At 67.9% G+C, this 20,672-nt stretch carries 23 protein-coding genes; 8 read left to right on the top strand and 15 right to left on the bottom strand.

Features of this window, described 5'->3' with window-relative positions:
• Positions 1–18 precede the first annotated feature (18 nt).
• Entirely contained in the window at positions 19–768 is a 750-nt protein-coding gene (locus EV650_RS08435; RefSeq protein ID WP_166678063.1) for a MerR family transcriptional regulator, read from the top strand.
• On the opposite strand, the gene EV650_RS08440 is transcribed toward EV650_RS08435, so the two are convergent.
• The 6 genes from EV650_RS08440 to EV650_RS08465 all read right to left on the bottom strand — a co-directional run bounded on the left by EV650_RS08440 (position 765) and on the right by EV650_RS08465 (position 5,536).
• Positions 765–1,991: a sugar ABC transporter permease gene (locus EV650_RS08440; protein ID WP_134117010.1), complete on the bottom strand. Its 1,227-nt coding sequence runs from the start codon at positions 1,989–1,991 to the stop codon at positions 765–767. The two genes, EV650_RS08435 and EV650_RS08440, sit on opposite strands and share 4 nt — an antisense overlap.
• Positions 1,988–2,755 carry an ATP-binding cassette domain-containing protein gene (locus EV650_RS08445; protein ID WP_134117012.1) on the bottom strand — a complete coding sequence of 256 codons (768 nt, stop codon included), beginning with the start codon at positions 2,753–2,755 and terminating at the stop codon, positions 1,988–1,990. The genes EV650_RS08440 and EV650_RS08445 overlap by 4 nt, the downstream gene beginning before the upstream one ends.
• Entirely contained in the window at positions 2,755–3,810 is a 1,056-nt protein-coding gene (locus EV650_RS08450) for an ABC transporter substrate-binding protein (protein ID WP_134117014.1), read from the bottom strand. Before EV650_RS08450 ends, EV650_RS08445 begins: the two co-directional genes overlap by 1 nt.
• Before the next feature lie 150 nt (positions 3,811–3,960).
• Positions 3,961–4,221 carry a DUF6510 family protein gene (locus EV650_RS08455; RefSeq protein WP_134117016.1) on the bottom strand — a complete coding sequence of 87 codons (261 nt, stop codon included), beginning with the start codon at positions 4,219–4,221 and terminating at the stop codon, positions 3,961–3,963.
• Entirely contained in the window at positions 4,218–4,970 is a 753-nt protein-coding gene (locus tag EV650_RS08460) for a ferredoxin reductase (protein ID WP_134117019.1), read from the bottom strand. The genes EV650_RS08455 and EV650_RS08460 overlap by 4 nt, the downstream gene beginning before the upstream one ends.
• Positions 4,940–5,536, bottom strand: a complete 597-nt coding sequence (locus EV650_RS08465) for a sulfite oxidase-like oxidoreductase (protein ID WP_134117021.1) — start codon at positions 5,534–5,536, stop codon at positions 4,940–4,942. The genes EV650_RS08460 and EV650_RS08465 overlap by 31 nt, the downstream gene beginning before the upstream one ends.
• Positions 5,537–5,933: 397 nt before the next feature.
• Between EV650_RS08465 and EV650_RS40305 the strand changes: the two genes are divergently transcribed.
• A complete protein-coding gene (locus EV650_RS40305) occupies positions 5,934–6,626 on the top strand; it encodes a GAF and ANTAR domain-containing protein (protein ID WP_166678064.1) in 693 nt (230 codons plus the stop codon).
• Positions 6,626–7,348 (top strand): GAF and ANTAR domain-containing protein, encoded by a 723-nt coding sequence (locus EV650_RS08475; protein ID WP_134117025.1) that lies wholly within the window; start codon positions 6,626–6,628, stop codon positions 7,346–7,348. The genes EV650_RS40305 and EV650_RS08475 overlap by 1 nt, the downstream gene beginning before the upstream one ends.
• Positions 7,349–7,575: 227 nt before the next feature.
• Here the strand turns inward: EV650_RS08475 and EV650_RS08480 are convergent, their stop codons facing one another.
• The 6 genes from EV650_RS08480 to EV650_RS08505 are packed head-to-tail and all read right to left on the bottom strand — an operon-like array spanning position 7,576 to position 14,164.
• Positions 7,576–8,718, bottom strand: coding sequence for an acyl-CoA dehydrogenase family protein (locus tag EV650_RS08480; protein ID WP_134117027.1), 1,143 nt, complete (start codon positions 8,716–8,718; stop codon positions 7,576–7,578).
• A gap of 14 nt (positions 8,719–8,732) precedes the next feature.
• Positions 8,733–9,854 carry a CaiB/BaiF CoA transferase family protein gene (locus tag EV650_RS08485; RefSeq protein WP_134117029.1) on the bottom strand — a complete coding sequence of 374 codons (1,122 nt, stop codon included), beginning with the start codon at positions 9,852–9,854 and terminating at the stop codon, positions 8,733–8,735.
• 34 nt (positions 9,855–9,888) lie between these two features.
• Entirely contained in the window at positions 9,889–10,614 is a 726-nt protein-coding gene (locus EV650_RS08490; RefSeq protein WP_134117031.1) for an SDR family oxidoreductase, read from the bottom strand.
• Positions 10,611–11,177, bottom strand: coding sequence for a DinB family protein (locus tag EV650_RS08495; RefSeq protein ID WP_238174078.1), 567 nt, complete (start codon positions 11,175–11,177; stop codon positions 10,611–10,613). Before EV650_RS08495 ends, EV650_RS08490 begins: the two co-directional genes overlap by 4 nt.
• On the bottom strand, positions 11,174–12,625 hold the full coding sequence (locus EV650_RS08500) for a cobyric acid synthase (protein ID WP_134117034.1): 1,452 nt from the start codon (positions 12,623–12,625) through the stop codon (positions 11,174–11,176). The genes EV650_RS08495 and EV650_RS08500 overlap by 4 nt, the downstream gene beginning before the upstream one ends.
• 9 nt (positions 12,626–12,634) lie before the next feature.
• Positions 12,635–14,164 (bottom strand): MFS transporter, encoded by a 1,530-nt coding sequence (locus EV650_RS08505; RefSeq protein WP_134117036.1) that lies wholly within the window; start codon positions 14,162–14,164, stop codon positions 12,635–12,637.
• An 87-nt stretch (positions 14,165–14,251) separates the two neighbouring features.
• Between EV650_RS08505 and EV650_RS08510 the strand changes: the two genes are divergently transcribed.
• Genes EV650_RS08510 through EV650_RS08525 form a run of 4 tightly spaced genes read left to right on the top strand, consistent with a single transcriptional unit; the run spans position 14,252 to position 17,844 of the window.
• The gene (locus EV650_RS08510) at positions 14,252–14,548 is read left to right on the top strand and encodes a GNAT family N-acetyltransferase (protein WP_134117038.1); all 297 of its coding nucleotides are present in this window, start codon (positions 14,252–14,254) and stop codon (positions 14,546–14,548) included.
• Positions 14,545–15,075 (top strand): YbaK/EbsC family protein, encoded by a 531-nt coding sequence (locus tag EV650_RS08515; protein WP_134117040.1) that lies wholly within the window; start codon positions 14,545–14,547, stop codon positions 15,073–15,075. The genes EV650_RS08510 and EV650_RS08515 overlap by 4 nt, the downstream gene beginning before the upstream one ends.
• Positions 15,076–15,085: 10 nt before the next feature.
• On the top strand, positions 15,086–16,702 hold the full coding sequence (locus EV650_RS40665) for a helix-turn-helix transcriptional regulator (RefSeq protein ID WP_134117042.1): 1,617 nt from the start codon (positions 15,086–15,088) through the stop codon (positions 16,700–16,702).
• A gap of 53 nt (positions 16,703–16,755) precedes the next feature.
• Positions 16,756–17,844: a flavin-containing monooxygenase gene (locus EV650_RS08525; RefSeq protein ID WP_134117044.1), complete on the top strand. Its 1,089-nt coding sequence runs from the start codon at positions 16,756–16,758 to the stop codon at positions 17,842–17,844.
• On the opposite strand, the gene EV650_RS08530 is transcribed toward EV650_RS08525, so the two are convergent.
• Complete coding sequence (locus EV650_RS08530) at positions 17,793–18,224, bottom strand: organic hydroperoxide resistance protein (RefSeq protein ID WP_134117046.1); 432 nt, start codon at positions 18,222–18,224, stop codon at positions 17,793–17,795. The genes EV650_RS08525 and EV650_RS08530 overlap by 52 nt on opposite strands.
• 12 nt (positions 18,225–18,236) lie before the next feature.
• Entirely contained in the window at positions 18,237–19,190 is a 954-nt protein-coding gene (locus EV650_RS08535) for a quinone oxidoreductase family protein (protein ID WP_134117048.1), read from the bottom strand.
• A gap of 50 nt (positions 19,191–19,240) precedes the next feature.
• On the opposite strand from EV650_RS08535, the gene EV650_RS08540 reads away from it, so the two are divergent.
• On the top strand, positions 19,241–19,891 hold the full coding sequence (locus EV650_RS08540; RefSeq protein WP_134117050.1) for a TetR/AcrR family transcriptional regulator: 651 nt from the start codon (positions 19,241–19,243) through the stop codon (positions 19,889–19,891).
• Here the strand turns inward: EV650_RS08540 and EV650_RS08545 are convergent.
• Positions 19,875–20,621 carry a sulfite exporter TauE/SafE family protein gene (locus tag EV650_RS08545; protein WP_134117052.1) on the bottom strand — a complete coding sequence of 249 codons (747 nt, stop codon included), beginning with the start codon at positions 20,619–20,621 and terminating at the stop codon, positions 19,875–19,877. The genes EV650_RS08540 and EV650_RS08545 overlap by 17 nt on opposite strands.
• Between the last annotated feature and the right edge of the window lie 51 nt (positions 20,622–20,672).

The raw sequence follows: 20,672 nt of genomic DNA on the forward strand, positions 1-20,672 counted from the left end.
GTCGTTATGATCTCCGCCATGTCGGAAGTCTCGGGGGCTGTGTCAGAAGGGCTTGGCGCCACGCTGACAGTTGATGAACTGTCGGCCCGCGTCGGAATGACTGTGCGCACGTTGCGGTTCTATGCGGGTCGAGGTCTGATCCCGCCACCAATCAGACGCGGAAGGGTCGGGTACTACGGTCCCGAGCACATCGCGCGGCTTGATCTGGTGCGGGAGTTGCAAGCGCACGGGTTCACGCTGCAGGCCATCGAGGGCTACCTCGATCGGATCCCGGTCAACGCGACGCCGCAGGACATCGCGCTGCATCGCACCCTGCTGACCCCGTGGATGCGGGATCTTCCTGAAACGCTTGACCGAGCGACGCTGGTACGGCGTACCGGCCGGGAGCTCAACGACGACGACATCGAGATGCTGGTCGCGCTCGGGGTGGTCGAGCCGACGCCGGACGAGGACGTGTTCCAGGTCGCGACCGCACACCTCAGCCTCGGCGTCGAGCTGCTCGACCTGGACCTCCCGGTCGAGGCGGTCCTCGACGCGGGCCGCATCTTCACCGAGCACGGCCGCGCGATCGCCGAGGAACTCACCGACGTGTTCCGCACCAAGGTCTGGCCGCACTACCGCGACTCGGGCGGCCCGCCCGAGCACATCCAGCAACTCGTCGAACGCTTCAAACCGGTCACCATCCAGGGCCTGGTCCTCGCCTACGAACGAGCCGTCGGCGAGACCCAGCGCGACACCATCCGCCGCACCCAGAACAAACCCCGCTAAGCACGACCGTGGCTGGTGCGCGTCCGACGAGCCAGTGAGTCCACGCCGACCGCAAGCAACAGCACCACACCGGTCACGAAGAACCGGTACGACGAGTCAAGGCTGAGCAACGTCAGTCCGCTGGAGATGGCCTGGATGACGAGCACACCGAGGACCGCGGCGAACGCCGTACCCCTGCCGCCGAACAGGCTCGTGCCGCCGATGACCGCTGCGGCGATCGCGTTGAGGTTGACGTCACCTCCGCCGCTCGCCTGGTTGGCCGCCGCGAGCCGGGCCGCGCCGAGCACACCACCGAAGGCGGCAAGCGTCGTACAGATCGCGAAGACCGACGTGTAGACGAGGCGCACGTTGATACCGGCGCGACGGGCGGCCTCGACGTTGCCGCCGACCGCGTAGACCGCCTTGCCCCATTTCGTCGACGTCAGCGCATAGTGCAGGATCAACGCCAGCGCGACGAATAGGACGAACATCCAGCCGATCCCCCGCGTCCGGTTCAGGTACCAGGCCGCGAGGCCGAGCCCGACCGCGAGTACTCCGCTACGGATCAGCAGGAACCGCGTCGACCTGGCGGACAGGTCCGCCGTACGACGCTTCGCCGCGTGGAGAAAGCCGACGACGAAGAGCCAGGCCGCTGCGAGCAGCACCAACACGTAGGACAACCAGGGCGGCACGAACTTCAGCTGGGCGAACTCGACCAGACCGGAGTCGAACGGCAGGTTCACCGACCCGATCGCGCCGAGCGCCTTCAGCTGCAGGCCGAGGAACGACAGCAGTCCCGCCAGCGTGATCACGAACGTCGGGATCCCGACCCGGTTGAAGATCTCGGCGTACAGCACTCCGATCGCGCACCCGGCGACCAGCGCGACCAGCACCGCGAGCCAGGCCGGCCAGCCGTCTTTGACGAACAGGATCGCCATGATCGCTGCGGACAGTCCGCTGATCGAGCCGACCGACAGGTCAATCTGGCCGACGAGCAGCACGCAGACGATGCCGAGGGCAATGACCCCGACCGGGACGCACTCCATCAGCAGGTTCACCAGGTTGGTACTGGACAGGAAGATCGGGTTCAGGATCTGCAGGACGACGCAGATCACCAGCAGCCCGGCAACCACCGGGACCATGCCGAGCTCACCGGCCCGGACCCGGTCCACCAGGGCGGACGCGGACCCGCGCAGGCCGGTCGCCTGCCGGAGCCGCTCGTCGGACAGATCGGCAGCGGTCACTGGTCAGCTCCTTCGACTCGGGCGGCGCGCTGGGAGACGACGTTGTCCTCGAGCCCAGTGATCGCCGCGACGATCTGCTCCGACGACGTACTCCGGGCGTCGAACACCCCGTTGTTCCGGCCGAGACGCAGTACGACGACCTGATCGGCCACCGCCCGTACGTCGGCCATGTTGTGGCTGATCATGATCACGCCGTGGCCGTTCTCGCGGAGCCGGTCGATCAGGTTCAGCACCTCAGCGGTCTGGGCCACGCCGAGCGCTGCGGTCGGCTCGTCGAGGATGATGATCTTCGGATCGCCGAGCAGGCTTCGCGCGATCGCGACGGTCTGACGCTGACCACCGGACAGCGCGGCGACGGGCAGCCGTACGGTCGGGAGCTTCGCCGACAACTGCCGGAGCAGCTCCCAGGACCGGACCTCCATGGCCACGTCGTCGAGCCGGAACGGGCCAAGCTCCTGACCGAGGAAGAGGTTCTCGATCACGTTCAGGTTCTCGCAGAGGGCGAGGTCCTGGAACACGGTCGCGATCCCGAGCCGGTGCGCCGCGGCCGGTCCGGGGATCGTCACCTCCCGACCCTCGAACCCGATCGTGCCCGCGTCCGGGGCGTACACCCCGGACAGCACCTTCACCAGCGTCGACTTCCCGGCGCCGTTGTCGCCGACGATCGCGACCACCTGGCCTGCGTCGACGGACAGGTCGACCTCGGTCAGGGCCGCGACGGCACCGAAGCTCTTGCTGATACCACTGAGCTGCAGCGTCGCCATCAGCTCAGCCCCAGCTCCGTGCAGGCCGCCTTGTACTCCGCCGTACAGACATCGGCGATCTTCACCGCGAACCCCGGCTCCTTCAGGACCTCGGCGATGTTCTCCCGCGTCACGACGGTCGGCGTGAACAGCTGCGACGGCGTGTCGAACAAGGTCGTCTTGCCGGCCGGTTTGTTGCCTTGAGCAAATTCGTGGGCGACGGTGGCGGCCGCGTCGGCGACGATCTTGATCGGCTTGGAGATGGTGTTGTACTGGTCGCCCGAGATCACCCGCTGCAACGCGGCCAGCTCGGCGTCGTTCCCGGTCACCGGCGGGACCTTGTCGCCGGCGGCTTTGAAGGCGGCGATCGTCGCGCCGCCGGTGCCGTCGTTCGCGGCGACCACGCCGGCGACCTGGTTCGGGAAGCGGGTGATCTGGCCGCCGACCCATTCCTGCGCCTTCGGTGGCTGCCAGCCCGGTGTGTCGAACTCAGCCAGGAGCTTGTAGCCGCTCGGATCCACCGCGCTGTGGATGCCCTTCTTGATCAGGCCGGCCGCGGCGTCGGTCGGTGAGCCGTTGACCTGCAGGATGCCGCCGGTCGCCTTGGTCGCCTTCAGGTGGTCGACCAGCGACTGGGCGATCATCTGCCCGATCTTCTCGTTGTCGAACGAGATGTAGTAGTCGGCCTTCTTGTCCGGGATCGGGCGGTCGTAGGCGATCACCGGCACGCCCTGCCCCTGGGCCGTCTGCACGATCGAGGCGGCCGCGGCGGAGTCGACCGGATCGATCACGATCGCCTTCACGCCCTGGGCGAGTACGGAGTTCGCCTGCTGCTGTTGCTTGGCCGGATCCGCGGCCGCGTTCTGGTAGAGCACCGTGCAGCCGGAGCACAGCTCCTTCATCTTCGCGGTGAACAGCGGTGCGTCGAACAGCTCGTACCGGGTCGAGGCGATGTCGGGCATCAGGAAGGCGATCTTCGCGTCGGAACCGCCGCCACCCGTGCCGCCACCGGACCCGCAGCCCGCCGAGGCCAGCACCATCAGTCCCGCGACAGCCAACACTCCGACACGCCTCATCCGACGGCTCCTCTCAGAGAATCCTGTTAATTTCTCATCGAACCGTGATACAGAATCGCAGGAGCGCACACGCTGTCAAGACCTGGCCACAGAAAGAAACCCCAGCCAGGCGACCTGGCTGGGGTTCGGCGGTGCGGGCTCAGCGACCCATCACGTGGTGGGCACTCGCAGGTAGGTGAGGCCTCGGAGGTCGAGGTAGGTGTCGTTGGGGGTGGTAACGATGCGGAGGAGCACCGAATCGCAGCCGACGCAGCGGGCGACCAGGCCCGGCGCGTCGGCGTACACGCGGGACTCAGCGAACACCGTGGTGTGGCCACAGCCGTTGCATTGGGCGATGGCCGCGGTCAGGTCAACCGCGAACAGCTCGCTCAACGGGCCGGCCGCCACATTGCCGTCCAAGTAGTCACTCATCGCGGGCCTCCTGTCGGTCCGAACCGTTCTGTTCTCACCTTCGCCGGGTCGTGCCCGGCCGCGACCAGCAGGTCCGCCACCGTCTCCACGAACGGCGTCGGCCCGCAGACGTACGTCGTCGCGCCGTCCTCGGGCTTGAAGGCGTACTGCGAGATCAGGTCGGCGTCGATCCGTCCGATCCGCGGCTCCCCCGCCGGCGCTTCCCGCGTGTACACAAGCCGTACGTCGACATCGTCGGACGCGGCCAGCTCCTTCAAGTCGCTGACGTAGATGACCGACTCCGGACGACGCACGGAGTACAGCAACCGGGCCTTCGTCGTACTCGCGGCCGCCGCATGGGCACGCAGCATCGCCCGTAGTGGAACGACTCCCGATCCCCCGCCGATCAGCTGCACCGGCCCTTCCTGCTCGGGCGTCCACACGAACCAGCCACCGACCGGCCCACGGATCTCGAGCGGATCGCCGACCTTCAAGACGTCGACCAGGTACGGCGACACCTCGCCCCGCGGCACCTGCTCCACGGTGAGCTCGATCGTGTCACCAGTCCAGGCAGAAGCGACCGAGTACGACCGCGAGGCCCGATATCCGTCCTCCGCGGTCAAGCGGACGTCGAGATGCTGCCCAGCCAGATGCCCTTGCCACTCAGGTACTTCGAGCACCAGCGTCCGAGCGGTCTCCGTCTCACGCCGTACGTCGGTGACCGTGCCAACCTGCCACGTCAGTCGCCGGCGTATCGCTGTTCTTTCCATGGGTCTCCGTACTCGTGGTAGCCGGCCGTTTCCCAGAAGCCGAGGTCCTCGGTGTCGGACAGCACCAGTCCGCGGACCCACTTGGCGCTCTTCCAGAAGTACAAGTGCGGCACGAGCAGTCGGGCTGGTCCGCCGTGCTCGGGGTCCAGCGGCTCGTCGTCGTACTCGTAGGCGATCCAGGACTGTCCGTCGAGCAGGTCCTCCAGCGGCAGATTCGTCGTGTAGCCGCCGTAGCTGTGCGCCATCGCGTAGTCCGCGCCGGTCTCGACGTCCGCGAGCAGCGTGTCGAGCGAGACACCCTTCCAGGTCGTCTGCAGCTTCGACCAGCGGGTCACGCAGTGGATGTCCTTGGTGATCTCCTCGGCCGGCAGCGCCATCAGCGCGGGCCAGTCCCACCGGTACATCTCGCCGGACTCGGTGGTGACGGTGAATTCCCAGTGCTCGGTCCGGACGTGCGGTGTCGGTCCTGCCGACAGGACCGGAAACTCGTGCGTCAGGTACTGCCCCGGCGGAAGCTCCGTTCCACCTCGCCGGCGACCGGTGAATCCAGGCGACACGATGTTCATGACGACCTCCCTCGACTCCTTGAAGCAGTCAACCACTCCGACGCGCCGGGCGGGAGTACCGCAGGCGCTGGGGCGAGTAAGGATGGCAGTATCGGGTACTGGGGGTGCCTGGGGACGACCAGACCCACGAGTCGAGAGACCAGGCCCGACGCGGCTGCGGAAAGTATTGACGATGACGCGCGGCGCGATCAGCAACGCTTCGATGATCCGGCCGCTAGGGTGGACCATCCGCCCAGTGGCGGTTCAAGGGTGGGCGGGACGGGTGGATCACGACCGTAGTGCAAGGGTCTGGGGGGCGATCAGGGCCGTCGCTGACGGCGATCGCGCTGCCCTGTCGTTGCAGCACGCTGTGGTTGCTTGCGCGCAGGCCCTTTCTGCCGCGGGTGCGGGTCTGGCGATGAGCCGCAACGGCGGTCTGCTCGAGCCGCTGCTGGCCACCGACGTGGTGATCGGTGAACTGGACGAGCTGCAGTTCGAGTTGGGCGAAGGGCCGAGCAGCGACGCGGCCGCGACCAGTTCGCCGGTGCTCGAAGCGGATCTGGCCGGCCTCGAGGCCGGGCAGCGGTGGCCGGCGTTCGCTGCGGCCGGTGCCGACCGGGGTTTCCGCGGCGTCTTCGCCTTCCCGGTGACAGCCGGCGCGGCCAGGCTCGGCGTACTAACCATTTACCGGCGGGAGCCGGGACCGCTGCAGAGTGACCAGGTAGCGGACGCCTTGGTGTTCGCCGACGCCATCTTCGTGCTCGCTCTGGACCATCGCCAAGGTGTCAGCGCGGAGCTGGGCGAGGTGATCGAGACTGCGTTCACCGCCCGGCGGGCCGAGGTCCACCAGGCCGCCGGCCGGCTCGCGTCCCAGCAGCGCATCAGTGTGACCGATGCGCTCGCCCGCCTGCGTGCTCACGCCTACAGCAGTGGAATGTCGTTGCACACCGTCGCCATCGATGTGATGGCCGACCGCCTTCAGCTGGACAGTGACCTCGCTGCCGGCGGTGCCCCACCCAGGACCGCTCCGAATTGGCCGCCGACGAACGGACGATCCCATCCCCACGCGACAGACAATGGACAGGACGAGAAGGAACAGGAGGAGGACTGATGATTGCATCTGACCGTAGGGTGCGCGAGGTGTTCATCGAGCTGTCGGACACTCTCGTCGACGACTTCGACATCATCGAGTTCCTGGACCGGCTCGCCGCGCACTGCAGTGAGTTGCTGGGCGTATCGGCCTGCGGCATCCTGCTCGCCGATCATCACGGCGCGCTGAACCTGGTCGCCGCCTCCAGCGAGGAGGCGCGGATGGTCGAGCTGACCCAGGTCCAGAACTCCGAAGGCCCGTGTATGGACGCGTTCCGCACCGGACATCCGGTGCAGGTCGCGGACCTCCGGGAAGCCCGCATCCGCTGGCCTCGCTTCACCGGGGCCGCTGTCGACGCCGGTTACCTGTCGGTGCAGGCACTTCCGATGCGGCTGCGGTCCACGGTGCTCGGCGCGGTGAATCTGTTCAGCCAGTCCACCGGGCAACTGGACACCGACACCATCACCTTGGGGCAGGCGCTCGCCGACGCGGCCACCATCGGCATCGTGCACCAGCGTGCGCTGGCGCGCCAGGAGATCGTCACCGAACAGCTCCAGACCGCTTTGAACAGCCGGATCCTGATCGAGCAGGCGAAGGGATTCCTGAGCCACAGCATCGATATCGGTGTCGACGAGGCGTTCGCCCTGATGCGTTCGTACGCCCGGGCCAACAACCGCCGGCTGACCGATGTTGCCGATGACATCGTTCAGGCCAGGCTCAGGCTGCCTCGGCCGACCGGGTAATCGCAACAAACTGTGGTCACGTACAGCTAGACCAGTTACGCTGAACCTGCCTGTTCGGGCATGCCCAAGACCTCGGCGCCTGGTGTGTCGCTCCGCTGGGAGGGGTTGGGTGCGAGACATCGGTTGATCAGCACAGGACGCTCGCACCGCCTGGCTGATGATCAGGCGCAGGACCCCGTCGCAACGGCGCCACCCGCGTGCGCACCGGGCGACGGGTTCCTCTGCGTCTACACGCCCATCGTCCGGCCGATGATTTCCTTCATGATTTCGGTGGTGCCGCCGTAGATCGTCTGGATGCGGGTGTCGAGGTACGCCTTCGCGATCGGATACTCCGTCATGAAGCCGTAGCCGCCGTGGAGTTGGAGGCAACGGTCGACGACCTTCTTCTGGAGTTCGGTCGTCCACCACTTGGCCATCGCGGCCTCGGCCACGGTCAGCGTGCCGGCGATCAGTTCCTGGATGCAGCGGTCGACGAAAACCCGGGCGATCTGGGTCTCGGTGGCGAGCTCCGCGAGTACGAAGCGGCTGTTCTGGAAGGAGCCGATCGGGCGGCCGAAGGCCTTGCGATCCTTCGCATAGCGCAGAGTGTCGGCGAGCATGTTCTCGCAGGCGGCGGCCGCGACCACGGCGATGGTGAGTCTTTCCTGAGGCAGCTTCTCCATCAGGTAGACGAAGCCCTTGCCCTCTTCGCCGAGCAGGTTCTCCGCCGGCACCCGGACGTCGTCGAAGAACAGTTCCGCGGTGTCCTGTGCCTTGAGGCCGATCTTGTCCAGGTTCCGCCCGCGTTCGAAACCGGGCATGCCGCGCTCGACGACGAGCAATGAAATCCCTTGCGCACCGGCGTCCGGATCGGTCTTGGCCACAACGATCACCAGGTCGGCGAGGATTCCGTTCGAAATGAACGTCTTCTGCCCGTTCAGCACGTAGTGGTCGCCGTCGCGGCGCGCGGTGGTCTGGATGCCCTGCAGATCACTCCCAGCGCCCGGCTCGGTCATCGCGATCGCGGTGATCGTCTCCCCGGAGCAGAACGCGGGCAGCCAGCGCGCCTTCTGCTCGTCGGTCGCATAGTCCAGCAGGTACGCCGAGTTGATGTCGGTGTGGATCGTGAAGCCGACCCCACTCGCGCGCACTCGCGTCAGTTCCTCGATCAGCACGGTGTTGAACCGGAAGTCCCGAACCCCACCCCCGCCGTATTCCTCCGGCATCATGAAGCCGAGCAGGCCTGCGTCACCGGCGGCGGTCCACAGTTCGCGCGGGACGATCCCGGCGTCCTCCCAGCTGTCGTGGTGCGGGACGATCTCCTTTTCGCAGAAGGCGCGAACGGTCTCCCGGAAGGCTTCGTGATCGGCGTCGAAGAGCTGACGTTCCACGGGCGGTGTTCCTCTCAGTTCTGTACGGCGGCGCCGGAATCCAGCAGGTTGTCGATCTCGGTGATTCCCCAGTCGGCCAGAGCCTCCCGGGTGTGTTCGCCCGGTCGGGCGGGCGGTCGGTCCAGGCTGGTCGGCGTACGGTCGAAGCGTGGTGCGGGCGCGGCCTGCCGGACTCCGTGGTGGTCCACAAAGGTGCCTCGGGCAACGAGATGCGGGTGATCGGCGGCGAGCGGCAACACTGGCGTGACGCAGGCGTCCGAGCCGTCGAACAGGTCAGCCCACTCGGCCTGTGTGCGTTGCCGGAATGTCTCGGTAAGGACCTTGCGCAGCTCGGGCCACTGGGCCGGGTCGTTGCGATCCGGTGCGTCGAGACCGAGCTTGTCGATCAGCTCGGCGTAGAACTGCGGCTCGAGCGCCCCGACCGCGACATGCTTCCCGTCGGCCGTCTCGTACACGTCGTAGAACGGCGCGCCCGTGTCGAGCAGGTTCGTCCCGCGCTCCTGCCGCCAGGATCCGGCCGCCAGCGCGCCGAGCAGCATCGTGGTCAGATGCGCCGAGCCGTCGACGATCGCCGCGTCCACGACCTGTCCTTGACCACTGCGCTGCGCCTCGTGCAGCGCCGCGAGTACGCCGATCACCAGGTAGAGCGAGCCACCGGCGAAGTCACCGAGCAGGTTCGCCGGCACCTGCGGCGGCCCACCGGCCCGACCGATCAGATGCAGCGCACCCGACAGTGCGAGGTAGTCGATGTCGTGCCCGGCGGTCTGGGCAAGCGGACCGTCCTGGCCCCAGCCGGTCATCCGCCCGTACACCAGCCGCGGATTGATCGCGTGGCAGTCGTCCGGCCCGAGCCCGAGCCGTTCGGCAACGCCCGGCCGGAACCCTTCGACGAGTACGTCGGCCTGCGCGACAAGCCGCCGTACGACGTCGACCGCCGCGGGTTGCTTCAGGTCCAGGGCCGCACTCCGGCGACCGCGGTTCAGCAGGTCGAGCTCCGGTGGACCGAGGGACGGGCCGCCGCCGGGGCGATCGATGCGCAGTACTTCGGCGCCGAGCTCGGCCAGCATCATGCACGCGAACGGCGCCGGACCGATCCCGGCCAGCTCGACCACCTTCACGCCCTCGAGTGGACCCATGGACGCTATTGTGACAGTGCAACTGTCACAGTCGTCAAGTCAACGTGCTGAGGTACTCCGCGAAGGTGGTGCGACCGTACGCCGGTCCGTCGACCGTTGCCGCGCCGTTCGCATACTCCCGGAAGATCCGGCCCGGAAGCTTGAGTGGAACCACCGGGCGGCGCACACCCCGAGCCTGTTTCCAGAGGCGCGCCAACTCGGGCACCGACAGTCGTTCCGGACCGCCGATGTCAGCGGCTCGTCCGTTGACCGGCGGCTGGTCGACCAGCTCCGCGAGCCGCTCAGCCACGTCGTCGACCGCGATCGGCTGCAGCGGGACGGCCGGCGCGAGGACCGCGGGCAGGAACCGCTGGACGGTCAGGACGCGGTCGACGAGATTGTGGAACTGGGTCGCTCGCAAGATTGTGTACGGCAGGCCGGACTCGGCGACCAGTCGCTCGGCCTCCAACTTGTGACGGTAGTAGGCGACTGGAATCCGGTCGATCCCTGCGATCGACATCATCAGGAGATGCTTCACGCCTTCAGACGCGGCCAGCAGATTGCGGGTCTGCTGAACGTCCTTGCTGCCCAGACTGGTGGCGAGGTGCACGATCACGTCCGATCCGGCGACCGCAGCCAAACCCTCGCCGGTGGTGAGGTCAGCAACGACGCGATCGGGTCCAGGCTTCCGGCTGAGCACCCTGACCTGGCGATCGGCCAGCCGGGCCACGGTCGGCCGACCAAGCGTGCCAGTACCGCCGGTGACAAGGATGGACGTCATGTGCGCCGCTCGAACGTCTCTGCGGCGCGCTGGATTGTCGTGTAGTACTCCGACCAGCCGGTCTCGTCGAGGAGGTCCGCGTCCTTGCCGCCCTGGCCGTCGATCAGTTCGCGGATGATGTCCGCATGGCCGGCGTGGTGCGCCGTTTCGTCCACGACCCGGATCAGCAACGCGCCGAACGTCGTACTGCGTTTGTCCTCGGACCAATGCGGTACTTCGGCCGGCTGGTCGAGCTCGAACTCCGCGATCGAGCGGTCGCTGTGGGCGCAGGCCTCCCGGTAGAGACCGGTGAGGTACTCCGTCGACTCGGTCGGCTTGGCCCACATGTCCGCGCCTTCCCAGACCGAGCCGTCCGCCTCCCACGGCAGTACGTCGGCCGGCGGGCGACCCACGCTGGTCCCGAGGTACACGTACTCGATACCGACCAGGTGCTTCACCAGCCCAAGCAGATTGGTCCCGGACGGCACGAGCGGCCGTCGCCGGTCGTACTCGCTCAGCCCGTCGAGCTTGGCGAGCATCAACGCCCGGGTGTCCTGGAGATACTTCTGCAGTTCGGTCTTCACGGCGCTCCTGGTGGGACGAACGGGACGGGCGGTGCGCCGTTCTCGATCAACCGCATGAGGCCTGCGGTGTCGGCGTACTCCTCGATCATGTCGGCCAGCCGGTCCAGCCGGTCCTCGCGCAGCCCGGCGAACGAGACCGAACCGTCGGGCGCAGGCTTGCCCGTCAGCCCGGCGACCTCGGTGAGGAACGCGTGCCGCGCCGCGTCGTCGTCGAGCAGCCCGTGCCAGATCGTCCCCCACGTGCTCCCGACCCGACAGCCGCCCGGAAACTCCAAAGCGGAGGCAGTCACGTCGACCACCCCGTGGTGGATCTCGTACGCCGTAGTCGTAGGCCGCGCCAACGTCTTCTCCCGGGCGAACACCGTTGCCACCGGCAACAGCCCGAGACCGTCGTACGCACCACCCGACTCGACCCCGTCCGGGTCGGAGATCGTTGCCCCGAGCATCTGGTAGCCACCGCAGATCCCGAGCACCGGCCGCCCCGCCGCGACCCGCGCAGCCACCGCGTCCGCGAGTCCCAGCGACCGCATCCACTCCAGGTCCGAGCTGGTCGCACGCGAGCCCGGCAGTACGACCAGATCGGCGTCACGCACCTCGCCCGGGCTGGTCGTGAAGAACACGCTGTTGGTCGGCTCGACCGCCAGCGCGTCGAGGTCGGTGAAGTTGCTGATCCGCGGGAACCGGACCACCGCGACCGTCAACAGATCCGTCGGCGAAGTCCGCCGTACCGGGATATCGAGCGCGTCCTCGGAGTCCAGCCAGAGATCGGGCAGCCACGGCAGGACGCCGTACGTCGGCCGACCGGTCACCGAGGTGAGCATGTCGATCCCCGGTTGCAGGAGCGACACGTCGCCGCGGAACTTGTTCACCAGGAACCCGCTGACCAGCGACTGATCGGCGGCATCCAACAACGCGACCGTGCCGAACATCGACGCGAACACTCCCCCGCGATCGATGTCCCCGACCACGACGACCGGCGCCCTGGTGTGCTGCGCGAGGCCGAGGTTGACGTAGTCGGACTGCCGCAGGTTGATCTCGGTCGGGCTGCCCGCACCCTCGCTGATCACCACGTCGTACCTCGACGCCAGGTCGTCGTACGCCGCGAACGCCGCCTTGGCCAGCTCGGCCCGCTCGGTCAGGAAGCCGCGCGAGGTCAGCTCGCCCCACGGCTGGCCCATCAGGACGACGTGGCTGCGGCGGTCGCTGCCGGGCTTCAGCAGGACCGGGTTCATCGCGGCCTCGGGTTCGGCGCCGGCCGCGACGGCCTGGATCCACTGCGCGCGGCCGATCTCGGTGCCGTCCGCGCAGACCATCGAGTTGTTCGACATGTTCTGCGCCTTGTACGGCGCGACCCGCACACCCTGCCGCGCCAGCCAGCGACACAGGCCGGTGACCACAGTCGTCTTCCCGGCATCGGACGTCGTACCAGCGACGAGCAGTGAACCCACGCCGCAATCTTAGGGTTCGCGCTTCGGCGGCCGATCGATGCTCGGCGTTCGAGGCGCCGGTCCCTGGAACCGGGTGCCTCCGGTGGTGGCCGACAGTGGCTTGGCGACGCTCTCCAGCGACTGGCCTTCGGCGTCGACACCGAAGAACCACGCGATCAGACCGCCGATCAGCATCACTGCCGCGCCGATGATGTAACCGACCGTCAACGGACCGCGGGCCGGGTTGTCGCCGCTACCGATCAGGGAGGCGAACAGGAACGGCGCGATCACACCGCCGGTCAGCTGCGAGATCGCGAAGAAGAACGAGATCGCCTGACCCCGCAGCTCGATCGGGAAGATCTCACTCACCGTCAGGTACGCCGACGACGCACCGGCGGAGGCGAAGAAGAACACCACGCACCACAGGCCGGTCAGCGACGCCGCGTTCAGCGTGCCCGCGTTGAACAGCAACGCAGTGATGAACAGCACCACCGCGGCCAGCGAATAGGTGCCGAGGATCATCTTGCGCCGGCCGATGGTGTCGAACAGATGACCGAGCAGCAGCGGACCGGCCAGGTTGCCGATCGCGAACGGGAAGAAGTACAGCGCGACGCTGGAGTCGTTCAGGCCGAAGTACGCCTTCAGGACCAGTGCGTAGGTGAAGAAGATCGCGTTGTAGAGGAACGCCTGGGTGACCATCATCGAGAACCCGAGGAACGAGCGGCTGCGGTAGTCGCGGAGCATCACCCGGGCGATCTCGCGGTACGTCACCGGCGGGTAGTCGACCAGCTCGATCGCCTCGTCGTCGCTGACCTCGCGCAGGGTGCCGCCCTGCCGCCGGACGGTCGCCTCGATGTCGTCGACGGTGCGCTCGGCCTCCTCGACCCGGCCGTGCGTCATCAGCCAGCGCGGGCTCTCCGGGATGTGCCGGCGCAGGTAGATGATCATCAGTCCCATCACCGGGCCGATCAGGAAGCACAGCCGCCAGCCCCACTCGATCGGGACGATGTCCTTGTTCAGGAACACCAGACCGACCGCGGAACCGATCAGCGCGCCGGCCCAGTAGGTGCCGTTCACGCCGATGTCGACCCGGCCGCGGAACCGGGACGGGATCAGCTCGTCGATCGCGGAGTTGATCGCGGCGTACTCACCGCCGATGCCCATCCCGGCGACGAACCGGAAGATCAGCAACGACGCGAGGTTCCAGGACAGACCGGCGGCGCCGGACGCGATCAGGTAGACCAGCAGCGTGACGATGAACAGGCTGCGCCGGCCGAGCTTGTCGGTCAGCCGGCCGAAAAGCAGCGCACCGACCACCTCGCCGCCCAGATAGACCGAGGCCATCAGGCCGACGTCCGACGTACTGAGGTGCAGGGTCTCCGGCTCTTTCAGCACGTTCCCGACCAGCGAGACCAGCTGGATCTCGAGTCCGTCCAGGATCCAGGAGACGCCGAGACCGACGACGATCATCCAATGGAACCGCGTCCACGGCAGCCGGTCCATCCGGGCCGGCACGAGACTCGGTATCGCCCTGCCGTGCTCCAACGCGTGCTCGCTCATCCCTGCTCCTCCCGCACGTGGTCCTTCGGAGCCCGTACCCCAAGGGTGACAAAACCCAAACCCTCAGTCACGGCCTAGAGTTGCGGCATGGAGAACGAGATCACTGTGCTGGACGCCAAGGAGCGCAGCCGGTACGAGGCGCAGGACGCCGACGGAAACCTGATGGGGTTCGTCGACTACAAGCTGCACCCGGGCGTCATCACCTTCCTGCACGCCGAGACGCTGCCCGACTTCCGCGGCCACGGGGTGGCCGGGCGGATCGCGACCAAGTCCCTCGACGACGCCCGCGCCCTCGGGCTCCGGGTCAAGCCGGCCTGCCCGTTCTACAAGGACTACCTCGAGGAGCACACCGAGTACGCCGACCTCGTGAAGGCCCCCGAATGACGGCGCCGGTAATGGGCAAGCTCGACTGGCAGCCCGCTCTGGAGGTGCCGGAGTTGCTGGCTGCGCCGGTACGCGATGCGGTCGCCGGCATGACGGCGTACGCCGCGGCGATCGACGCGGAGCTGGCCGACACGGCGGCCTTCTGCGCGGAGTACGACGTACCGATGGCCGCCTCGGCGAACTGTGTGGTCGTGCTCGGCAAGCGGGCCGGCGAGGAGTCGTACGCCGCGGTGATGGTGCTCGCCACCGACCGGGCGGACGTGAACGGCGTGATCCGCAAGCACCTCGGGGTGCGGAAGATCTCGTTCACCGCGCAGGACGACGCGGTCGCCAGGACCAGCATGGAGTACGGCGGGATCACGCCGATCGGACTGCCCGCCGACTGGCCGGTGCTCGTCGACGAGGCGGTCGTCCAGGCCGGGCCGGTCGTGATCGGCAGCGGGATCCGCGGGTCCAAGCTGCTGCTCGACGGCACCGAGCTGGCGAAGTTGCCGACAGCAACGGTGCTGGACCTGGCCCAGCATTAGACAGGATGCGATGGAGCAGCACGACTGGCCCGCGGAGTACGCCGAGCTGACGGCGGCTGATCAGCGCGCCCCGCTCGCGCCCGCCGAGCTGGACCGGCTGGCCGTCGCCGCCTTCGTACTCGGTCACGACGACGAGGTCTCGGCCTACCGCGAGCGAGCGCACGAGGCACATCTCGCTCGCGGCGAGATCGAGGCGGCGATCCGGAGCGGCTTCTGGCTCGGGTTCCACTTGCAGCAGCGGGGTGAGCTCGCCCGGGCGGCCGGTTGGCAGGCTCGGATCGAGCGGCTGATCCCGGACGGCAAGCCGCAGCTCACCGGACTGCTCACGATGGCCAACGCCGCCTTGCTGATGAACTCCGGCGACGCCGCTGCGGCACTCCCCTTGTTCGAGCAGAACCTCGGCTGGGCGACCGAGCCGGACGCGATCGTGCTCGCCTCGCTCGGTCGCGGCAGCTGCCTTGCCATGCTCGGTCGTGGTGTCGAGGCGCTCAAGGCGATGGACGAGGCCATGGTGCACGTGACCGGCAGCCGCGTCGGTCCGGAGGTCACCGGGTTGGCGTACTGCTCGGTGATCGCGTTCTGCATGCACATGTACGACTTCCGCCGCGCGCAGGAGTGGACGCAGGCGCTGACCGGCTGGTGCGACGACCAGCCAGGACTCGTGCCGTACCGCGGCACCTGTCTGGTGCACCGCGCGCAGATCCTGCAGTTGCGCGGCGCCTGGACCGAGGCGGTCGATGCCGCCGAGGACGCGTGCCGTCGACTGTCGCCGGGTACGGTCGGCTCGGCCTGGTACCAGCTCGCCGAGGTCGAGCGGCACCGCGGCCGCCTCGAGGCCGCCGAACGCGCCTATCTCACCGCAGCCGCGGACGGGATGGACGTGCAGCCTGGTCTCGCATTACTCCGTGCCTGGCAGGGTCAGACCGATGCCGCGATCGCCGGACTCGATCGGGCGCTCGCAGAGGATGCCTTCTCGTCGAACCGTCCGCTGCTGCTGGCCGCCCGGGTCGAGCTCGCGATCGAACGGGCTGACCGCGAGACCGCTCGCAAGGCGGCCTCAGAGCTGAACGAGTTGGCTCGCGCGGATTCGCCGTACCTGCAGGCGTTGGCGGCGTACTCCGAAGGTGCGGTGCGGGTCGCGTGTGGTGATCCGCAGGGTGCGATCCCGTTGTTGCGGCGGGCGTGGGGGTTATGGCAGCGGCTGGAGATGCCGTACGAGGGTGCGCGGACCCGGCTCCTGGTCGGCCAGGCGTGCCGGGCGCTCGGTGATGTCGACGCGGAGCAGATGGAACTCGATGGCGCGCGGACCGTGTTCGAACGATTGGGCGCGATCCAGCAGCTGACTGCGCTGGATCAATTGACCCGGCCGTTCGACGGCACCGGGCTGACTCCTCGGGAGGTCGAGGTGCTGTGGGTGCTCGCGACCGGCGCGACGAATCGGGCCATCGCGGACCAGCTCTTCCTCAGCGAGCGGACCGTTGCTCGCCATATCAGCAACATCTTCGCCAAGCTGCGCGTGTCCAGCCGGGCAGCGGCGACGGCTTGGGCGTACGACCATCGGCTGACCAGCAAGAGCTGGGAGCAGATCAGTCGGATGGGTAGAAATGACCAGTCGCCGCCGGCCTGAATTGGCGTGATCGGCGGATGTCGCGCCTTGCCTCTGACCCCTACCGTGAGGTCATGGACAGGGTTGGGACTGTGGTGATCGGGGCGGGCCAGGCCGGTCTGGCGATGGGTTACTGCCTGCGCGAGGACTTTGTCATCCTCGAACAGAACGACCGGGTCGGCGACTGCTGGCGGGAGCGGTACGACTCGTTGCGGCTGTTCAGCTTGCCGCGGTATGCGAGCCTCCCGGGGTTGCGGATCGGCACCCGGGACTGCCCGAGCCGCGACGAGATGGCCGACTACCTCGAGCAGTACGCCGTACATCATGAGCTGCCCGTGCGGACCGGCGTACGCGTGACGCGGCTGTCGCGGGACGAGGAAGGGTTCCTGGTCGAAACCAGTGCTGGGGACTGGCGTGCTGATCAGGTGGTCGTTGCCGCGGGCATGCATTCGACGCCGCGGCGGCCGTCGTACGCCGATGAGCTCGATCCGTCGATCCGGCAACTGCACTCGTTGGAGTACCGGAATACCGACCAGCTCGCGGACGGGACCGTGCTCGTCGTGGGTGCGGCCAACTCCGGGACCGACATCGCGCTAGACGCGGTCAAGACCCACCGGACCCTGCTCGCCGGCCGGCATCCGGGTCAGGTACCGGTCGACATCGACTCGACCGTCGGCCATGTCTTCACGCCGGTGGTCATGTTCCTGTTCAAGTACGTCCTCACCCGCCGTACGCCGATGGGCCGCAAGGCGATCGCGAACGCGGTGCAGAAGGGGCTGCCGCTGACCAGGAACAAACTCGACCACCTCGACGCGGCCGGGATCGAGCGACTCGGCCGCATCGACGGGGTTCGCGACGGACGGCCGGTCACCGCGGACGGCGACGTACTCGACGATGTCAGGACCGTGGTGTGGTGCACCGGCTCGGATCCGGACCACAGCTGGATCGACCTGCCGGTGTTCGAGGACGACGGCCGGCCGCGGCACGAGCGGGGCGTGTCGGCCGACGTACCCGGACTGTTCTTCCTGGGTCTCGACTTCCAGTACGCGATCGCCTCGGCCAGCATTCAGGGCGTCGACCGAGACGCTCGCTACCTGGTGAAACGGCTCGGTCAGGCGACCTTGAGGTCGACCTTGATGTTGCCGCGGGTGGCGTTGGAGTAGGGGCAGACCTCGTGGGCCTTGGCGACGAGCTCCTCGGCGACAGCGCGCTCGATGCCGGGCAGGCTGGCGACCAGCGCGACCTCGAGGCCATAGCCGGCGCCGCCGTTGATCGGGCCGATGCCGACCTCGGCCGTGACGGTCGAGTTGTCCACGTCCTGGCGGGCCCTGCGGGCCACGACCTTCAAGGCGCTGTGGAAGCAGGCCGCGTAACCGGCCGCGAACAGCTGCTCGGGGTTGGTCCCTTTGCCGGTGCCACCCATTTCGACCGGCGGGGCGACGACGACCTCGAGCTTGCCGTCGTCGCTGGCCACCTTGCCGTCCCGGCCGCCGTGCGCGGTCGCGTGGGCGGTGTACAGAACCTTCTCAACAGCAATCGTCATATCTGTTTCTCCTTAGCGAGTGGGATCGAGTAGCAACTTGCCTACGGTACGTCGCGCCCGCATGTCCTCATGGGCGGTGGCGACCTCGGACAGGGCGTACTCGCCGCCGACAATCGGGACGAGCTTGCCGTTGGCAGTCAGGTCGAACAGCTCGGCCAGCGGGCGGCCGAGCAGTTGCGGGTTCGCGAAGCAGTCGGCCAGCCAGAAGCCGGCGATCGTCTTCGAGCCCTTCATCAACCGGCTCGGGTCGATCGGCGCGGCCGCCTGCCGGGACGCGGAGCCGAACGTGACCAGGCGGCCGAAGCGGCCCAGCGCGGCGAACGATTCGTCGAACGTCTGACCGCCGACCATCTCGAGCACGATGTCGACCGGCTTGCCGCCGTTCGCCTCGAGGATGCGGTCCTTCAGGCCTTCCGGCGTACCGTCGATCGCCGCGTCGGCGCCGAGCTCGAGGACCTGCTTGCGCTTGTCCTCGGTGGAGGCGGTCGCGATCACGCGACCCGCACCCCACAGCTTCGCGAGCTGGACGGCGAGCGAGCCGACACCGCCGGCACCGGCGTGCACGAGCACGGATTCACCCGGCTGCAGGTGGGTGGAGGTCTTGAGGAGGTGCCAGGCGGTGGTGCCTTGCAGCACGAGCGACAGCGCCTGGCCGTCGGTGACGCCTTCCGGCACGTCCCAGGCGTACGGCGCGTGCGCGACGGCCTGCTCGGCGTACCCACCCGATCCGATCAGTGCGACCACGCGGCGACCGTCCGTCGTCCGGCCGACCACCTCGCCGCCCGGGATCAGCGGCAGCTCGGTCTTGGAGAGGTAACTGTTCTCGACCTGGTGCGTGTCCGCGTAGTTGATACCCGCGCGGTCGACCGTGATCAGGACCTGTCCGTCGCCGGCGACCGGCTCCGGGACATCGCTGACCTTGAGGACCTCGGGTCCGCCGAACTCGGTGATCTGAATGGCTCGCATACACCGTACTATACACTGTACGTTAGGGAGATCGAAGGGAGGTGGGTCACATGGCCAGGACGCCGCGGAACACGCTCAGCGCCGACCTGATCGTGCGGACCGCGCTGGACCTGATGGAGGTCAAGGGCGCGGATGCTTTCAGTCTGCGCGGGGTGGCCGCCGAGCTCGGTGTCGGACCGATGGCGCTCTACACCTATTTCCGTAACAAGGACGATCTGTACGACGCGGTCCGGGATCACTTGATGGGTCTGCTGCCCGCCGTACCGGACGGTGCGCCGTGGCCGGACCAGGTCAGGGCGGTCTGCCGCTCGCTGCGGCTGCTGATGCTGCAACATCCTTGCCTTGTGCAACTACTCGCCGGACGGCCGCTGAGCGGGCACGAGACGGCGCGGGTCGCCGAGGGGCTGCTCGGCGTACTGCTGGCGGCCGGGTTCGACGCGGAGACGGCGGCGCGGACGCACACGACGTTGTTCACCTACGTGCTCGGCTCGACGTCGTGGGAGATTCAGATGGCGGCCGAACGGCGTGATCCGGAGGCCTGGCGACGGCTGCGAGCGTCGATGGAGTCCCTGTCGGCCCGCAAGTTCCCGTCAGTGGTTGAGCTGGCGCCCGAGTTGGCCCGGACGACAGGCGGCGACGAACAGTTCGACTACGGGCTTGATCTGCTACTAGCTGGATTAGCGGTCAGAACACCATCGTGACGATGGCGAGGATGCCAATGCAGACGATCAGGCCGCGGAGTGCGATGGGTGGTAGCCGGCGGCCGTAGCGGGCGCCGATGAAACCGCCGATGGTCGACCCGACCGCGATCAGTCCGGCCGCGAGCCAGTCGATGTCGTGCACGGTGATGAATAGAATCGCCGACGCGGTGTTCACGACCGTGGCCAGCACGTTCTTCAAGCCGTTCATCCGCTGCAGGTTCGAGTCCAGGCCGAGGCCGAGGATCGCCATCAACAGAACGCCTTGGGCTGCACCGAAGTACCCGCCGTACACACCGGTGGCGAAGACGGCCGGGATCACCCACCATGCACCACGGTGCAGGTGCGACGGAGCACTGATCCACCGCGACAGCAACGGCTGGAACGCGACCAACAGACAGCCGAGCAGGATCAGCACGGGTACGACGGCGTGGAAGGCAGAGTCGGGCAGCGTGAGCAGCAGCACTCCCCCGACGATGCCGCCGGCGAGCGACGCCGGGATCAGCCGGAGCATCCGGCCGCGCTGACCCTCGAGCTCGCGACGGTAGCCGATCGCGCCGGCCGCCGTACCAGGCGCCAGACCGACGGTGTTGCTGACGTTCGCCAGCACCGGAGGGATGCCGACGGCAAGCAACGCGGGGAAGGTGAGCAGCGTGCCGGACCCGACCACGGCGTTGATCGTCCCTGCGCCCATCCCCGCCAGCAGGACGAAGACCGCCTCGAACCATGTCATCGCTGACCGACTTTACGCACCTGACCGCTCCCGCGCAGATCTGTCCGATGG

Origin of the sequence: Kribbella kalugense (genome assembly GCF_004365875.1) — a bacterium.
In the GTDB taxonomy this organism is placed as follows: Bacteria; Actinomycetota; Actinomycetes; order Propionibacteriales; family Kribbellaceae; genus Kribbella; species Kribbella kalugense.

Coding starts and splice junctions, on each gene's coding strand:
- EV650_RS08435 (WP_166678063.1), top strand. CDS start 19: ATGTCGGAAGTCTCGGGGGCTGTGTCAGAAGGGCTTGGCGCCACGCTG.
- EV650_RS08445 (WP_134117012.1), bottom strand. CDS start 2,755: ATGGCGACGCTGCAGCTCAGTGGTATCAGCAAGAGCTTCGGTGCCGTC.
- EV650_RS08450 (WP_134117014.1), bottom strand. CDS start 3,810: ATGAGGCGTGTCGGAGTGTTGGCTGTCGCGGGACTGATGGTGCTGGCC.
- EV650_RS08455 (WP_134117016.1), bottom strand. CDS start 4,221: ATGAGTGACTACTTGGACGGCAATGTGGCGGCCGGCCCGTTGAGCGAG.
- EV650_RS08460 (WP_134117019.1), bottom strand. CDS start 4,970: ATGGAAAGAACAGCGATACGCCGGCGACTGACGTGGCAGGTTGGCACG.
- EV650_RS08465 (WP_134117021.1), bottom strand. CDS start 5,536: ATGAACATCGTGTCGCCTGGATTCACCGGTCGCCGGCGAGGTGGAACG.
- EV650_RS40305 (WP_166678064.1), top strand. CDS start 5,934: ATGAGCCGCAACGGCGGTCTGCTCGAGCCGCTGCTGGCCACCGACGTG.
- EV650_RS08475 (WP_134117025.1), top strand. CDS start 6,626: ATGATTGCATCTGACCGTAGGGTGCGCGAGGTGTTCATCGAGCTGTCG.
- EV650_RS08485 (WP_134117029.1), bottom strand. CDS start 9,854: ATGGGTCCACTCGAGGGCGTGAAGGTGGTCGAGCTGGCCGGGATCGGT.
- EV650_RS08490 (WP_134117031.1), bottom strand. CDS start 10,614: ATGACGTCCATCCTTGTCACCGGCGGTACTGGCACGCTTGGTCGGCCG.
- EV650_RS08505 (WP_134117036.1), bottom strand. CDS start 14,164: ATGAGCGAGCACGCGTTGGAGCACGGCAGGGCGATACCGAGTCTCGTG.
- EV650_RS08510 (WP_134117038.1), top strand. CDS start 14,252: ATGGAGAACGAGATCACTGTGCTGGACGCCAAGGAGCGCAGCCGGTAC.
- EV650_RS08515 (WP_134117040.1), top strand. CDS start 14,545: ATGACGGCGCCGGTAATGGGCAAGCTCGACTGGCAGCCCGCTCTGGAG.
- EV650_RS40665 (WP_134117042.1), top strand. CDS start 15,086: ATGGAGCAGCACGACTGGCCCGCGGAGTACGCCGAGCTGACGGCGGCT.
- EV650_RS08525 (WP_134117044.1), top strand. CDS start 16,756: ATGGACAGGGTTGGGACTGTGGTGATCGGGGCGGGCCAGGCCGGTCTG.
- EV650_RS08530 (WP_134117046.1), bottom strand. CDS start 18,224: ATGACGATTGCTGTTGAGAAGGTTCTGTACACCGCCCACGCGACCGCG.
- EV650_RS08535 (WP_134117048.1), bottom strand. CDS start 19,190: ATGCGAGCCATTCAGATCACCGAGTTCGGCGGACCCGAGGTCCTCAAG.
- EV650_RS08540 (WP_134117050.1), top strand. CDS start 19,241: ATGGCCAGGACGCCGCGGAACACGCTCAGCGCCGACCTGATCGTGCGG.
- EV650_RS08545 (WP_134117052.1), bottom strand. CDS start 20,621: ATGACATGGTTCGAGGCGGTCTTCGTCCTGCTGGCGGGGATGGGCGCA.